This is a genomic window from Phenylobacterium sp. Root1290, from assembly GCF_001425305.1.
Lineage (GTDB): Bacteria > Pseudomonadota > Alphaproteobacteria > Caulobacterales > Caulobacteraceae > Phenylobacterium.
The window spans coordinates 633,239-646,686 of sequence record NZ_LMEE01000001.1 but is presented as its reverse complement, the minus strand read 5'-3'; the positions used below and the strand labels follow the sequence as shown (position 1 = coordinate 646,686).

The 13,448-nt window shown below is 66.7% G+C and carries 15 protein-coding genes; 7 read left to right on the top strand and 8 right to left on the bottom strand.

All coding sequences use genetic code 11. From position 1 onward, the window contains the following. Positions 1 to 6: 6 nt before the first annotated feature. The 5 genes from ASC79_RS03120 to ASC79_RS03100 form a co-directional block, all read right to left on the bottom strand. Positions 7 to 792, bottom strand: a complete 786-nt coding sequence (locus ASC79_RS03120) for a hypothetical protein (RefSeq protein ID WP_056019524.1) — start codon at positions 790 to 792, stop codon at positions 7 to 9. Between the two features lie 156 nt (positions 793 to 948). Further along, positions 949 to 1,533, bottom strand: a complete 585-nt coding sequence (gene rplI / locus ASC79_RS03115) for a 50S ribosomal protein L9 (protein WP_056019521.1) — start codon at positions 1,531 to 1,533, stop codon at positions 949 to 951. 13 nt (positions 1,534 to 1,546) lie between these two features. Continuing rightward, a complete protein-coding gene (gene rpsR / locus ASC79_RS03110; RefSeq protein WP_056019518.1) occupies positions 1,547 to 1,819 on the bottom strand; it encodes a 30S ribosomal protein S18 in 273 nt (90 codons plus the stop codon). A 17-nt stretch (positions 1,820 to 1,836) separates the two neighbouring features. Further along, the gene (gene rpsF, locus ASC79_RS03105) at positions 1,837 to 2,199 is read right to left on the bottom strand and encodes a 30S ribosomal protein S6 (RefSeq protein ID WP_056019515.1); all 363 of its coding nucleotides are present in this window, start codon (positions 2,197 to 2,199) and stop codon (positions 1,837 to 1,839) included. A 226-nt stretch (positions 2,200 to 2,425) separates the two neighbouring features. Then, a complete protein-coding gene (locus ASC79_RS03100) occupies positions 2,426 to 2,971 on the bottom strand; it encodes a peroxiredoxin (protein ID WP_056019512.1) in 546 nt (181 codons plus the stop codon). A gap of 199 nt (positions 2,972 to 3,170) precedes the next feature. On the opposite strand from ASC79_RS03100, the gene cpaB reads away from it, so the two are divergent. From cpaB to ASC79_RS03065, 7 genes are all read left to right on the top strand, one after another. Beyond that, the gene (cpaB, locus tag ASC79_RS03095; RefSeq protein WP_082531910.1) at positions 3,171 to 4,031 is read left to right on the top strand and encodes a Flp pilus assembly protein CpaB; all 861 of its coding nucleotides are present in this window, start codon (positions 3,171 to 3,173) and stop codon (positions 4,029 to 4,031) included. A 5-nt stretch (positions 4,032 to 4,036) separates the two neighbouring features. Next, positions 4,037 to 5,368 carry a type II and III secretion system protein family protein gene (locus ASC79_RS03090; protein WP_056826577.1) on the top strand — a complete coding sequence of 444 codons (1,332 nt, stop codon included), beginning with the start codon at positions 4,037 to 4,039 and terminating at the stop codon, positions 5,366 to 5,368. Positions 5,369 to 5,392: 24 nt separating this feature from the next. Then, positions 5,393 to 6,577, top strand: a complete 1,185-nt coding sequence (locus tag ASC79_RS03085; protein ID WP_056019502.1) for a hypothetical protein — start codon at positions 5,393 to 5,395, stop codon at positions 6,575 to 6,577. Next, entirely contained in the window at positions 6,577 to 7,944 is a 1,368-nt protein-coding gene (locus ASC79_RS03080; protein WP_056019499.1) for a CpaF family protein, read from the top strand. Before ASC79_RS03085 ends, ASC79_RS03080 begins: the two co-directional genes overlap by 1 nt. Beyond that, on the top strand, positions 7,944 to 8,906 hold the full coding sequence (locus ASC79_RS03075; protein ID WP_056019496.1) for a type II secretion system F family protein: 963 nt from the start codon (positions 7,944 to 7,946) through the stop codon (positions 8,904 to 8,906). The genes ASC79_RS03080 and ASC79_RS03075 overlap by 1 nt, the downstream gene beginning before the upstream one ends. Before the next feature lie 37 nt (positions 8,907 to 8,943). Beyond that, positions 8,944 to 9,858, top strand: coding sequence for a type II secretion system F family protein (locus ASC79_RS03070; protein ID WP_056020957.1), 915 nt, complete (start codon positions 8,944 to 8,946; stop codon positions 9,856 to 9,858). A 71-nt stretch (positions 9,859 to 9,929) separates the two neighbouring features. Continuing rightward, positions 9,930 to 10,901: a phosphoribosylaminoimidazolesuccinocarboxamide synthase gene (locus tag ASC79_RS03065; RefSeq protein ID WP_056019492.1), complete on the top strand. Its 972-nt coding sequence runs from the start codon at positions 9,930 to 9,932 to the stop codon at positions 10,899 to 10,901. On the opposite strand, the gene ASC79_RS03060 is transcribed toward ASC79_RS03065, so the two are convergent. Genes ASC79_RS03060 through ASC79_RS03050 form a run of 3 tightly spaced genes read right to left on the bottom strand, consistent with a single transcriptional unit; the run spans position 10,898 to position 13,427 of the window. Next, positions 10,898 to 12,034, bottom strand: coding sequence for a DUF3667 domain-containing protein (locus ASC79_RS03060; RefSeq protein ID WP_056019487.1), 1,137 nt, complete (start codon positions 12,032 to 12,034; stop codon positions 10,898 to 10,900). The two genes, ASC79_RS03065 and ASC79_RS03060, sit on opposite strands and share 4 nt — an antisense overlap. A gap of 54 nt (positions 12,035 to 12,088) precedes the next feature. Then, complete coding sequence (locus tag ASC79_RS03055) at positions 12,089 to 12,691, bottom strand: 2-hydroxychromene-2-carboxylate isomerase (RefSeq protein WP_056019484.1); 603 nt, start codon at positions 12,689 to 12,691, stop codon at positions 12,089 to 12,091. Between the two features lie 10 nt (positions 12,692 to 12,701). Further along, the gene (locus tag ASC79_RS03050) at positions 12,702 to 13,427 is read right to left on the bottom strand and encodes an SDR family NAD(P)-dependent oxidoreductase (RefSeq protein WP_056019482.1); all 726 of its coding nucleotides are present in this window, start codon (positions 13,425 to 13,427) and stop codon (positions 12,702 to 12,704) included. Positions 13,428 to 13,448 lie beyond the last annotated feature (21 nt).

Sequence of the window (13,448 nt, the reverse complement as noted above, 5' to 3'; positions counted from 1 at the left end):
TCGGGGTCAGTCGAACACGGCGGCCAGCTGAGCGGCGCCGACGCCCTCCTTGATGACCCGCAGCTCATAGTAGATGGAGGCGACGCCAGCCGACAGGAGCACGCCGCTGATGGCGCCCAGGATCGCGTTGGAGGCGGTGGAGGCGATCATGATCCCGCCGATGCCGCCGCCGATCACCGCGGCGGCGCCGATCAGGCCGCCGACCACCATCGAGATGACCATGTAGGCCACGATGTAGACGACCAGCAGGCCGAAGATCGGCCAGCGATGTCCGCTGGTCAGCTTGCGGCTGCGCCCCAGGCTGCCGAACACGCCTGGCCGCTCGATCACGTAGGCCGGGGTGGCGACGATCCAGACCACGGCGAGGATGACGCCGGGCACGATCAGGAACAGGAACCCGAGCGCGACCGACAGCCCGATGACGATCGCCAGGCCGATGAGCGGAAGGATGGAGGACATGGATCGGCCCAGTTCGCTGAACGCGGAGGTCTGGTCGCCGTTGAGGGTTGCGACGGTGGCGCGGACGGTCGTCGCCTGGAGCAGGACGGAACCGATCAGGCTGAAGATGTAGCCGACGAACAGCAGGAGCAGACCTGGGCCGATGGAGGCGGGGCCCCCTTCGACGGGCGCGGTCAACATGACTTGGCCCCAGCCCAGGAGCGCGGCCGGTAGGCCCGCCAACAGCACGGCCAGGATCGCCAGTTCGCGGAAGTTGGCCCCGACGACGCGGAAGGTGTTCGACACCACTCTGCCGAAATCGAAGCTCGCGCTGGTTGCCGGCGCTGTAGTCATCCCCGTGTCTCCATCCTGGACGCGGGGTGAGATCATCATGGGTCGTGACGAGATCAAAACGCAATCTGAAGTACATCAGCCGCGTCGCGCAAAAAGAAAGCGGCGCGGGTCACAAGACCCGCGCCGCTCCTGAAGTCCTAGGACTGCGTCCGACGATTAGTGGTCGCCGAAGTCGCCGTCCTGCTGACCCGCTCCGCCTTCCAGCATGTCCTGGGCGGCTTGCTCGTCGGCGGCGCGATCTTCCTCGAACTGCGAGGCGATCACGTTTTCACCGCGGGCTTGGCGCTCGGCCTCGTCCTGGCTGCGGGCGATGTTGATGTTGACGTTGACGGTCACTTCAGCGTGCAGGCGAACCTTCACGGCGTGAACGCCGAGCGTCTTGATCGGCTTGTCGAGAACGACCATGGCGCGGTCGATCTTGCCGCCTTCGGCATTGACCATGTCGGCCACATCGCGACCCGTCACCGAACCGTAGAGCTGACCGGTTTCGCCAGCCTGACGGATCAGGATGTACGACGTGCCGTCCAGGGCTTCGCCAGCCTTGCCGGCGGCGTCCTTGGTCTTCTGGTTACGGGCTTCGATCTCGGCGCGCTGGGCGTCGAAGACCTTCAGGTTCGCGGCGGTCGCGCGCAGGGCCTTCTGACGGGGCAGAAGGTAGTTGCGGGCGTAGCCGTCCTTGACGGTGACCACGTCGCCCAGGCCGCCACGGCCTTCGACGCGTTCGAGCAGAACAACTTTCATGTGTCGGTCCCCCTTACTTCACGACGTAGGGCAGGAGGGCGAGGAAGCGAGCGCGCTTGATGGCCTTGGCCAGTTCGCGTTGCTTCTTGGCCGACACCGCGGTGATGCGCGAGGGCACGATCTTGCCGCGCTCGGAGACGTAGCGCTGAAGCAGCTTCACGTCCTTGTAGTCGATCTTCGGAGCGTTGGCGCCGGAGAACGGGCACACCTTGCGGCGGCGGAAGAACGGGCGGCGGGCGCCGCCAGCGGCGGGAGCAGCCGGAGCCGCGGAGGTTTCGTCAGTCATTGTGATCCCTCCCTTTCTTAGCTTTGGAATTCTTCACGGCGCGGTTCGCGTTCGCGATCGCGGCGAGCCAGAACCGGGGACAGCTCGAGGTCGAGTTCCTCGACGCGGACGGTCAGGGTGCGCAGAACGTCTTCGTTCAGGCCCAGCTGACGCTCCATCTCCTTCACCGCCGCCGGGGGGGCGTCGATGGCGAGCAGGGAGTAGTGCCCCTTGCGGTTCTTCTTGATGCGGTAGGTGAGGTTCCGAAGACCCCAATACTCGATCTTCGCGACGGACCCGCCACCTTCTTCGATCAGAGTCTTGATTTGGTCGTTCAGGGCTTCAGCCTGCTGCGGCGAGATATCCTGCCGCGAAATAACAACGTGCTCGTAGAGCGCCATATTTCCTTTTCCCATTTGGAAGGCGGCGCGCCCGACACCGGGTAAGTGTCGGAAACGATGGCTCTTGCGGCGCGGCGATCGGGAGTTTCCCGATCCTTTCGCGTTCCGGCCCAAGACCGCCTTCCGTGAAGAGGCGCGCTAGTACGGGAAAATAGCTGTCAGAGCAAGGCTTTTCGCCGTTGCGGGGCGTCGCGGCTTGCCTGCTGAAGCCGCGACGATCGCAATCCTACTTCGGGTGCTTGGCGCGCCAGGTCTTCACCGCGGTGAGCGTCTCGGCGACATGGTCGTTCGCCTTCATGTCGGAATAGGCGTGGATCACCTCGCCAGACGGGGAGATCACGTAGGACGTGCGGTTGGACCAGCCCGGCTTGACCGCGAGGCTGGCGTCATAGGTCGCCGCGATCTTGGCGCTGGGGTCGGCGGCCACCGGGAACTTGCCCGAGCACTTCTCGGTGTCGGCCGAGAACGACGCCAGCTTGTCGAGATTGCCGGAAGTGACGCCGATCACTGTGGCGCCCTGGGCTTTGAACTGGTCGATGGATTCGGCGAACAGACGCGCTTCGAGATTGCAGCCCGCGGTTTCGGCGGCGGGGAAGAAGTAGAGCACCACCGGACCGCTCTTGCGCGCCTGCGCCATCGAGAAGGTTATCGGCTTGCCCGCCTGATACCCCTGGGCGGTGAAATCGGGGGCCTTTGCGCCTTCCTTCAGTGCGGCGAAAGCGGGGGTGGCGGCAAGGGCCGCGACGGCGGCGGCGAGGGCGAGACGGCGCATGTGGGATCCTCCGGAATCCCTTGCACTATAGGGAGTCGAGAACGGCTTGTCTTCGCGCCAGACGCCCTTGGCGCGCCCTGTTTCGCCGCCCCCGGAAAGCTTGGCCTTGGTTGACGTCCCGTTGACCTTCTTTGTTACGGTTATCGCAACAGCGGTCCCGCTAACTCATTGAAGTAGCGTAGCATCCAGGGGTGGGGCGATGCGAGTTGGGACTATCGTTAGCTTGGGTGCGTCCGCCGCGCTTGGGCTTGGGGCTTTGTTTGTAGCCAAGGTGGCCCTGCCGGCGCGCAGCAACGTCGCCGTCGCCGCGGCGCCCGCGGCCGTGGTCAGCGGCGTCTCGGTCATCGTTGCTTCCAAAGACATCAAGTACGGCGAGCGCCTGGACGCCAGCCATCTCAAGCGCGTCCAGGTCCCGCGCGACGCCGCGCCGGCCGGCGCCTTCGCATCGGTCGAGCAGGTGCTGGCCCAGGACAACGGCGGCGCGCCGGTCGCGCTGATGCCGATCCTGGCGCGAGAGGCGCTGCTGCCGACCAAACTCAGCGGACCCGGCGCGCGGCCCTCGGTGGCCGCCGAGATCGGGCCGGGCATGCGGGCCTACACCATCGGCGTCTCCGACATCTCCGGCGTCGGCGGCCATGCCCTGCCGGGCGACCGCGTCGACGTGGTGCTGATGCGAAATCTCTCTGACGACAACACCCGCAAGGTGCTGCAAGCCGAGGTGGTGATCCAGAACGTCCGCGTGCTGGGGGTCGATCTCAACGCCGACCCGACCTCCAACAAGCCGGAGGCGCCCAGCACCGCGACCCTGGAAGTCAGCGTCCGGGACGCCCAGAAGCTGGCCGTCGCGGCCGACCTCGGATCACTGTCCCTGGCGTTGCGCGCACTGGGCCAGGCGGAGGTCGAATCCGCCGCGCCGGTCGGCGCTCGGGAAGTCGTCGGCGGCCAGGCCCCAGCTCAGGCCGCGGCCGGCGCGGTGCGCCGGCGCACGCCGAGCACCGCCGGTCGCTCCACGATCACCATTGTCGAGGGGGAGGGCGGGGCGAAGTCGCCCGGCGAATGACCCCCATGAAAAGCGTGAAGATGATGTCGCGTATCCCTGCCGCCCTGATGGTCTGCGCGGTCTTCGCAGCGGCCGTCCCCGCCGGCGCCGAGACCTTTGTGAGCGAGGCTGTCCGCAGCCGCACGATCAACGTGCCGAAGAACAAGTCGCTGTCGTTCCGGCTGGATGGACCAGCCTCCAAGATCGTGGTCGCCCAACCCGAAACCGCGCAGATCGTGGCCACCACGGATCGCAGCTTCTATGTGCGCGGCAAGGCGTTGGGCGCCACGAACCTGCTGATCTACGGCCAAGGCGGGGCGCTGCAGGAAGTGGTGGACATCAGGGTCGGATACGACGCCGAGGCCCTGCAGTCCGACCTGGCCGCCGCCATCCCCGGCGAGGGGATCAAGGTCCGCAACCTGGGCGAGGGCCTGCTGCTGACGGGCGAGGTCTCGACCACCGCGGTCGCGGCCAGGGCCAAGACGCTGGCCGACAAGTTCGCCCCCGAGAACGTCACCAGCGCCCTGACCGTCCGCGCCTCGCAGCAGGTGATCCTGGAGGTGAGGGTGCTGGAGGCAGGGCGCTCAGACCTGAAGGACGTCGGCTTCAATCTGGCCGCCACCGACGGTGTGAACTTCGCATTGGCCAGCGGCACAGGATTGCTCGGACCCTCTGCGCCGCAAGGCGCGCTGCAGGTCCGCGGATCGATCGGCTCGGTCGATATCGACGTGACGCTGCGGGCGTTGGAGGAAAAGGGCGTGATCCGCACCTTGGCGCGGCCCAACCTGGTGGCGCTGTCGGGACAGAAAGCCAGCTTCCTGGCCGGCGGCGAGTTCCCGTTCCCGATCCCCAATGGGCCTGACACCGTGGCCATCGAGTTTCGGCCATTTGGCGTGAAGCTCGATTTCGAACCCTCGGTGCAGGACAACGGCATGATCCGACTGCTGGTCGCACCTGAGGTGAGCCAGCTCGACTCTCGCACGAGCCTGCGTCTCAACGGCATGGATGTGCCCTCGCTCACGGTCCGGCGCGCCTCGACGACCGTCGAGTTGAAGTCAGGCGAGAGCTTCGCGGTCGCCGGTCTCTTCCAGCAGGACTACAACAACGCCGTTCGCCAGTTGCCTGGAGTGGGCAATGTGCCGGTGATCGGCGCCCTGTTCCGCTCATCGCGCTGGAAGCGCCAGGAAAGCGAACTGGTGATCATCATCACCCCGCGAATGGCGACCGCCGCCGACTTGACCGGCGACACCCAGATCATGGCGGGCCGGGAGACCAATCCGATCGACCTGATCCTGATGGGCATGTCGCTGGACAAGCCGTTGTCGGCCCCGGTCGGAACCGGGCCGGCAGGTCAGTAACAGCGTGAGTTCGAGGTCGCAGTCATGACCCATTGGAGCCTCCTTGGTCGGCGCGTCCTGGCGGTCGGCCCCAGCCTCGCCCCGCTGGCTCGCGGGCCGCTGTTCGGCGCGGCGCTTGAGATGGCCGGCCTGGAACGGCTGGCGGAGGCGAGGACCTCCACGCTCGATGTGGTTTTGGTCGATGTCGACAGCCTGGAGCCGGCGGCGCTGACTGCGGCGCTGGAGATCCTGGCGGCTTCCGGCGCCGCGCCGCCGGTGCTGTTGGTCGGCACGCGGCTGCCGGCGAGCCTGGTGCGCGTGGCGATGCGCTTGCCGCAGTCGGACGTGCTGGAGCCGCCGCACACCGACGAACAGGTTCGAGAGGCGGTTTTCGGCCTGCTAGATGCGGCCGGCGCGCAACCCGCGCCGCCCAGCATCAGCACCTCGCGGTGCTGGTCGATCCTCGGCGCCGTCGGCGGGGCCGGCGCGACCACCCTGGCGATCGAGTTCGCCAGCGCCCTGGCCGCGCGCGCCAACCGCGAGCATGCCGTCTGCCTGATCGACCTGCACCTCGCCGACGGGGCGGCCGCCGGCTATCTGGGCGCGACCGCGGCGATGGGGTTGGCCGAGTTCGGACCCGCCGCCGAACGCATGGACGCCGCTCTGTTGGCCGCCTTCACCACGCCGGTCGCCAAGGGCCTGGATCTGCTGGCCTGTCCGCGCGACCCGCTGGCGTTCGAGCAGATCTCCAAGGAAGCAGTTCTGCGGATCTTGGAGATCGCGTGCGAGGCCTATGACTTCGTGATCGTCGACATGCCGCGCCACCGCAGGCCATGGACGCTGGAGGTGTTGGCCGGATCGGACGACATCTTCATCGTATCGGAGCTGACGGTTCCCGCGCTGCTCGCAGCCCGGGCGCTGGCGACGGAAGTCGAGGCGACCCTGCCGGTGGGCGCACGCACCCGTGTGGTGCTCAATCGCCTGGCGAGCCGGATGTTCGGTCCCGCGCCCTCGGTGGCGGAAGCCGAGCGGGCCCTGGAGCGCAAGGCGGAGGCGGGGATCAGTTCGGACTGGGAGGCCGCGGCCGCCTCTGTGAACCTGGGCGGCCCGATCAGCCAGCACCGACCGAAATCCAAGATCGTCAAGGACGTCGCTGTCCTGATCGACCGTCTGCTGGGCGTGCAGGCGGCGCCACCGCGCCGCAGCGGCTGGCCAAGAAAGGCTGCCTGATGGGACGCTTTACGATCGCCGCGAAGCCCTCGCCCGCTGATGTCAGGGCTGTGGAGGCAGTAGCTGCGCCCCCGCCGCCGCCGCCAACGCCCAGCAACCAGCTGCTGGACATCAAGCTCAAGCTGCACGCGCGCTTGATCGAAGAGCTCGATCTTTCCAAGCTTGAGAGCCTGGCCGAAGGCGAACTGCGGCGGCAGGTCATGGCGCTGGTCGGGGACTTCGCCCGCGCCGAGCGGCTCGTCTTGAACACCACCGAGCTGGAAGAGCTGGGCGCCTCTGTTCATGACGAAATGGTCGGGCTGGGGCCGATCGAGCCGCTGCTCAAGGACGACAGCATCAACGACATCCTGATCAACGGTCCCTACCAGGTGTACGTGGAGCGGCGGGGCGAGCTGGAGCCGACGCCTGTTCGGTTCCGCGACAACGATCACCTGCTGCGGATCGTCAATCGGATCGTCGCCGGCGTGGGGCGCCGGATCGATGAGAGCCAGCCGATGGTCGACGCTCGCCTGCCCGATGGCAGCCGCGTCAACGCGGCGATCGCGCCGATCGCCATCGACGGCGCCTGCGTCTCGATCCGGAAGTTCTCAAAGAAGCCCTACACGCTCGAGAAGCTGGTCGAGGTCGGCGCCATGCCGGCCTGCGTCGCCGAGTTCCTGCACGGGGCAGTGAAGGCGCGGGTGTCGACGGTGATCTCCGGCGGGACCGGGTCGGGCAAGACGACTCTGCTCAACGCGCTGTCGTCGGCCATCAGCATCAAGGAACGCCTGATCACCATCGAGGACGCCGCTGAGCTTCAGTTGCAGCAGCCTCACGTGGTGCGGATGGAGACCCGGCCGCCGAACATCGAAGGCAAGGGCGAAATCCGCCAGCGCGAGCTGGTCAAGAACGCGCTGCGGATGCGCCCCGACCGGGTGATCCTGGGGGAAGTGCGCGGCGAAGAAGCCTTCGACATGCTGCAGGCCATGAACACGGGCCACGAGGGCTCGATGGCGACGATCCACGCCAACACCCCGCGCGATGCGATCACCCGCCTGGAGCAGATGGTGGCGATGTCGGGGATGAAGCTGTCGCCCGAGGCCGTGCGCGGCCAGATCGCCTCGGCGGTCGGGATGATCATCCAGATCATGCGCATGTCCGACGGCAAGCGGAAGATGATGAGCGTCAGCGAGATCGTCGGCATGGAGGGCCAGGTGGTCCAGATGCAGGAGATCTTCGCCTTCCATCGCAGCCACACGACGGCCGATGGGGTCGTGCACGGCGAGTTCAGGGCCTCCGGCCTTCGTCCGCGTTGCCTGGACGAGATGATGCGGCGCGGGATCGCCTACGACACGGCCTACTTCGATCCGAACCGGGTTCTGGCCTGATGCCGTTCGACGTCTCGTCGGTCTATCTGGTGCTGGTGTTCGCCGCGGCTTTCTCCGCGGTCCAGGCGGCTGTTGGGCTGTTCAGAACGGCGAAGGTCAAGCGGCAGGTCAACCGCCGGCTGCTCGTCGCCGAACGCACTGGGGGATCTATCGCGGAACTGGTGGTCGAACTGCGCAAGCAGCGCGGCCTGAATGCTTCGGGCGACGCCAAGGGCGGCTGGGCGTGGCTGAGCGAGCTGATCGTCCGTTCCGGCGTCCCCTACAACGGCCGGCGGTGGCTGATGATGATTGGCGGCGTGACGCTGGCGGGGGCCGTCGTCGGCTTCGCGGCGACGCGGCAGATTCTGGCCATTCCGATCGGCGCGGTGCTGTTCGGGCTGCTGGGACCTATCGTCTTTCTGAAGTTCAAGGCGGGCCGGCGTGCGGTCGCGCTCGGTCAGCAATTGCCCCAGGCGCTGGACGTCATCGTGCGAAGTCTGGAGGCCGGGCATCCCGTGCCGACCGCCGTGGCTCTTGTCGGCCGGGAGATGCCCGACCCGATCGGTTCGGAGTTCGGCATGGCGGCCGACGAGATCGCCTATGGCGCGACCCTGGAGCAAGCGGTCAATCGGATGTCTCTGCGGTGCCAGCATCCGGACGTGGACCTCTTCGCCGCGACCGTCAGGTTGCAGGAACGTGCGGGCGGAAACCTGACGGGACTGCTCAAGCTGAACGCCGCGACGGTGCGCGATCGGCTGCGGATGCGCCTGAAGGTCAAGGCCGCGACCGCCGAGGGACGGGCCTCGGCCATGATCCTGACCGCCGCTCCATTCCTGGCCGCTGGCGCGATCGTGGTCCTGTCGCCCGAGTTCTATGGCGATGTGATGCACGTGCCGATGGTGAGGATCGGGCTCGTCGTGATCGGCGTGTGGATGCTCATCGGCAATCTGGTCATGCGCAAGATGATCGACATGCGGATCTAGCCCGATGGACGTCGTTCAACTCCAGAACCTGATCACCATGGCCGCCTTCGCGTTGCTCGCGTTCGCCGCGCTGGGTGGCGCGGCGGTGCTGGCCGGCGAGATGCGGCTGCGCGCGCAGCGCCGTGCACGGTTCCAGTCGCCGGGCGCTACGGCGCCGGGCATCGCTCCGCGAGGCGAGAGCCGGGTGCTGGGCCAGGTGGCGGACGGCGTAAGGCGGCTGGGACAGCAGGCGGCCATACGCGATCCGTCCAAGATCTCTGATCTGCGCATGCGGCTGACCCGAGCAGGCTTCTTCAATCGAGAGGCCGCGATCTACTATCTCGGCGCGCGCGCGGCTGCGCTCGCCGTCGCAACCCTCGCGGTGATCACCGTGCTGCCTTTCGCCATGAAAGGGGGAGGGGGCGCGGCCATCGCGGTCGCGTGCGTGTTCGCCGGCGCCGCCCTGATCGGCCCGGACCAGTTTTTGAAGGCGCGCCAGAAGAGCCGGGAGCTGGAGTACGCCGACGGCTTTCCGGACCTGCTGGATCTGTTGGTCGCGTCGGTCGAGGCGGGGCTGAGCCTCGATGCGGCCGTCTCGCGTGTTTCAGACGAGCTGGCGCGGCGCTATCCGCGACTGACGGTCCATCTGCGGATCCTGACCCTGGAACTACGGGCGGGCAAGTCGCGCAAGGACGCCTGGCTCGCCTTCGCCGACCGGTTGGGAATCGACGATGCGCGGGCGCTGGCCACAATGCTGCGGCAGGCCGAAGAGATGGGCACCAGCCTGGGGGAGACGCTGTCGGTGTTCTCGCTGGACATGCGGGCCAAGCGGATGCTGCGCGCTGAAGAAAAGGCGCTGGCCCTGCCGGTCAAGCTGACCGTGCCGCTGATCCTCTTCATCTTCCCCTGCCTGATCGGCGTGCTGATGTTGCCGGCGATCGCGCGGATCGTGCAGACGATGGGCGGTCAGTAGGCCGTTCCGGGGTGGCCTTACGCGCGCAATAGGCTAGAGAGCCGCTTAACGTTTTCGGCGCGGATCACCCCATGGACAAGACGGCCCTGGCTCGCAACGCTCACCGCGTTCTGCGCGACGCGATCATTCCGGAATTGCCCAATCCCTACTACGGCAAGGTGCGGGACAATTACGACCTGCCCGATGGCCGTCGGATCATCATCGCGAGCGACCGGATCAGCGCCTTTGACCGCATTCTGGCGGCGATCCCGTTCAAGGGGCAGGTCCTGACCCAGACCGCGCGTTTCTGGTTCGAGAAGACCGGCGACATCTGCCCCAATCATGTGTTGGCCTATCCCGATCCGAACGTGGTGATCGGCCGCCGCCTGGACATCCTGCCGGTCGAGATCGTCGTGCGGGACTATCTGGCCGGGACCACGGGCACCTCGATCCTGACGCTCTACAAGAAGGGCGAGCGGGAAATGTATGGCCATGTGCTGCCCGACGGCATGACCGACAATCAGAAGCTGCCGCACCCGATCATCACCCCGACCTCGAAGGCGTTCGACGGCGGCCACGACGAACCGCTGACCCCCGCGCAGATCGTGGAGCAGGGGCTGCTGACCACCGAGCAGTGGCAAACCCTGTCAAAGTACGCCTTGGCCCTGTTCGCGCGCGGACAGGAGATCGCCGCCGAGCGTGGCCTGATCCTGGTCGACACCAAGTACGAGTTCGGCGTCGATGCTGAAGGCCAGATCATCCTGGCCGACGAGATCCACACGCCCGATTCCAGCCGCTACTGGTTCGCCGAGAGCTATCCGCAGCGCTTTGCCGAGGGAAAGCGCCCCGACAGCTTCGACAAGGATTTTGTCCGCGCGTGGGTGGCCGAGCGTTGCGACCCCTACAAGGACCCGATTCCGGAGATCCCGGCGCAGATGCTGGTCGATACGGCGGAGGTCTACATTCAGGCGTTCGAGACGATAACCGGCCAGGTGTTCGAGATCGACGGGGACGACGAACCGGTTCTGGACCGGGTCCGCCGCAATCTCGCGCAGTTCTTCTAGCCGGCGACGCCGAGCATCACGACCGCCGCCAGGAACAGCGCCAGGGCCAGGCTGCAGAACAAGAGCAGCATCACCGTGCGCCATAGCGCCGAGAAGGTGGACAGGCCGTAGGCGCCTTTCACCTGGGCGAACATGTGCACTGGCGCGGCGATGCTTGCAGCGAGGGCCGCCAAGGCCGCGACTACGCCGCCGAACCGCATGACCCCGGCCGTGAGCATGATCAGCATGGCCATGAAGGTCAGGGAGTAGAGCACGAAGACGCCGTGGTCGTAGAGCGTGAACCCACGCTTCCATAGGAAGAGCAGGGCCACGAAGGGGATCGAGATCGGGATCAGCAGGAACGAGAATTTGTAGAAGGTCTGCTGCAGCTTGTAGAGCGTGAGCTCGGGATTCTGCAGTTTCTTCAAAAGCTTCTTGTCGAGCGCCTTGTCGCCGGTGTTGACCTTGAGGTCGCCGTTGGCGACGGCGTCACGCAGATTGTCGGCCAGGTTGGCGCCCATGACTGCAACGTTGGGGGCAGTCGGCGCCTCCTGCATCGCCGCGTCGGCGGCCCTCTCGGCCTCGCGTGCAACGGCCAAGCGCGTTGTCAATTCAGCACGCTTGGCGATCGAGGCAGGATCCTCGCCCTGCGGCGCTTCCGTCAGCGCCAGCTCGGCCTGCACGACCTCGTTTGTCGCCATCATGTAGGCGGTGCCGGTGGATGCGGGGCCGCTGGCAGCATCTCGAACCGCGTTTTCCGCGGTCTGAATCTGAGTGTTCACCGGCATGAAGCTCAGGATCATGAACATCACGAAGACGGTGAACAGATACATGGCGAGCGGGGAAACGTAGCGTGTCCGCTTGCCGGCGACCCACTCGCGGGTCAGCCTGCCCGGGTCGCCCACCAGCAGCGGCAGGGTCCGCCAGATCCGGCTGTCGAAGTGCATGACCCCATGCAGGATCTCTTCGCCCAGGTGCAGCAGCGTGCGGTGCGTATGCGCCGTCTGGCCGCAATCGGCGCAGAAGCGGCCGGTGACTTCCGCGCCGCAGTCGTCGCAGTGATGGCTATGCGCGCCGGCTAGGCCGGTCGGCTTTTCGATCGCCGCGGCCACCATGGCCCCGGTGACCGCCCCGCCAGTTGAATCCACGTCCATGGCCGGCTCCAGCTCCCCAGAAACGGAGTGGTAGACCGGTTTGAGCCGGCGACGCTAGGCCGCCAGTTCCTCCTCGACCTGGCCAAGGCGTTCCTTGCCGAAGAACATCTCGTCGCCGACGAAAAAGGTGGGAATCCCGAAGGCGCCCCGCGCGGCGGCGGATTCGGTGTTGGCCAGCAGCTCGGCTTTGACTTCGGGATCCTGGGTGGCCTCCAGGATCGCCTTGGCGTCGAGCCCGGCCTCGGTGAGGACGCTCGCCACGACGGCCGGATCATCCATCTTCAGGCCGCGCTCCCACATCCCGGCGAAGACCGCCTGAGTGTAGGGGCTCTCGACCCCCATGCGGCGGGCGGCGACCAGGCCGCGCATGATCAGCAGCGTGTTGATCGGAAAGTGCGGGTTGAACTGGTACTGGCTGAGGCCATGCTTGGCGATGAAGCGCTTGGTCTCGAGCGCCTCGTAGGCCAGCTTGCCCTGAATGCCGCCGAAGGCCGTCATCGGCGCCTGGTTGCCGGTGATCTTGAAGAGCCCGCCGAGCAGGCTGGGCGTGATGACGATCTCGGCGCTGGTCCGCTGTGCGATGTCGGGCAGGACGCAATGGGCCAGATAGGCGTTGGGGCTGGCGAAATCGAAGATGAACTCGACGGTCTTTCCCATGGGTCTTTCCTCACCAGGTCTCGGTCCAGGGCCGCAGATCGAGTTCGTGCGTCCAGGCCGAGCGTTGTTGCTTGTGCAGCCAGACATAGTTGCTGGCGATCTCTTCGGGCTTGAGGATTCTGTCGCCTTCAAGCCGCGCCTCGACGTCGGGGATGTTGGTGCGGGAGAACACTCCGTCGATCGATCCATCTACGACCACATGGGCGACGTGGATCCCTTGCGGGCCGAGCTCGCGGGCGGCCGACTGAGCCAAGGCCCTGAGGCCGTGCTTGGCCGAGGCGAAAGCGGCAAATCCTTGCCGGCCCCGCACGGACGCCGAGGCGCCGGTGAAGAGGATCGTGCCGCGGCCCCGGGGGATCATCACGCGCGCCGCCTCGCGACCGGTCAGGAACCCGGCGAAGCAGGCCATTTCCCAGACCTTGTGGAAGACGCGCGAGGTGGTCTCGGTCAGGCTGAAGCGGACGTTCGCGCCGATGTTGAAGACGACGACCTCCAATGGGCCCACCTCGGCCTCGATCTTGTCGACGAGAGCGATCATTTCCTCTTCGGAGCGGGCGTCGACCCCGTAGGCGCGAGCCTTGCCGCCGCCGTCACGGATCGATTGGGCGAGTTCTTCCAACTGCTCGAGGTTGCGGGCCCGCCGCGTGATGCAGACCTCCATGCCTTCCGCTGCGAAGGCGCGTGCGATCGCTCCGCCCACACCGTCGCCGGCGCCGACCACCAGACAGGCCGCCATGGCTCGTCTCCCATAAGTTTA

Bases quoted from the DNA above. Each gene is read 5' to 3' on its own strand.
- ASC79_RS03100 (WP_056019512.1), bottom strand. From the start codon at position 2,971: ATGCGCCGTCTCGCCCTCGCCGCCGCCGTCGCGGCCCTTGCCGCCACC.
- ASC79_RS03065 (WP_056019492.1), top strand. From the start codon at position 9,930: ATGGACAAGACGGCCCTGGCTCGCAACGCTCACCGCGTTCTGCGCGAC.
- ASC79_RS03055 (WP_056019484.1), bottom strand. From the start codon at position 12,691: ATGGGAAAGACCGTCGAGTTCATCTTCGATTTCGCCAGCCCCAACGCC.
- rpsF (WP_056019515.1), bottom strand. From the start codon at position 2,199: ATGGCGCTCTACGAGCACGTTGTTATTTCGCGGCAGGATATCTCGCCG.
- ASC79_RS03070 (WP_056020957.1), top strand. From the start codon at position 8,944: ATGGCCGCCTTCGCGTTGCTCGCGTTCGCCGCGCTGGGTGGCGCGGCG.
- ASC79_RS03050 (WP_056019482.1), bottom strand. From the start codon at position 13,427: ATGGCGGCCTGTCTGGTGGTCGGCGCCGGCGACGGTGTGGGCGGAGCG.
- ASC79_RS03060 (WP_056019487.1), bottom strand. From the start codon at position 12,034: ATGGACGTGGATTCAACTGGCGGGGCGGTCACCGGGGCCATGGTGGCC.
- cpaB (WP_082531910.1), top strand. From the start codon at position 3,171: ATGCGAGTTGGGACTATCGTTAGCTTGGGTGCGTCCGCCGCGCTTGGG.
- rpsR (WP_056019518.1), bottom strand. From the start codon at position 1,819: ATGACTGACGAAACCTCCGCGGCTCCGGCTGCTCCCGCCGCTGGCGGC.
- ASC79_RS03075 (WP_056019496.1), top strand. From the start codon at position 7,944: ATGCCGTTCGACGTCTCGTCGGTCTATCTGGTGCTGGTGTTCGCCGCG.
- ASC79_RS03120 (WP_056019524.1), bottom strand. From the start codon at position 792: ATGACTACAGCGCCGGCAACCAGCGCGAGCTTCGATTTCGGCAGAGTG.
- ASC79_RS03090 (WP_056826577.1), top strand. From the start codon at position 4,037: ATGAAAAGCGTGAAGATGATGTCGCGTATCCCTGCCGCCCTGATGGTC.
- rplI (WP_056019521.1), bottom strand. From the start codon at position 1,533: ATGAAAGTTGTTCTGCTCGAACGCGTCGAAGGCCGTGGCGGCCTGGGC.
- ASC79_RS03080 (WP_056019499.1), top strand. From the start codon at position 6,577: ATGGGACGCTTTACGATCGCCGCGAAGCCCTCGCCCGCTGATGTCAGG.
- ASC79_RS03085 (WP_056019502.1), top strand. From the start codon at position 5,393: ATGACCCATTGGAGCCTCCTTGGTCGGCGCGTCCTGGCGGTCGGCCCC.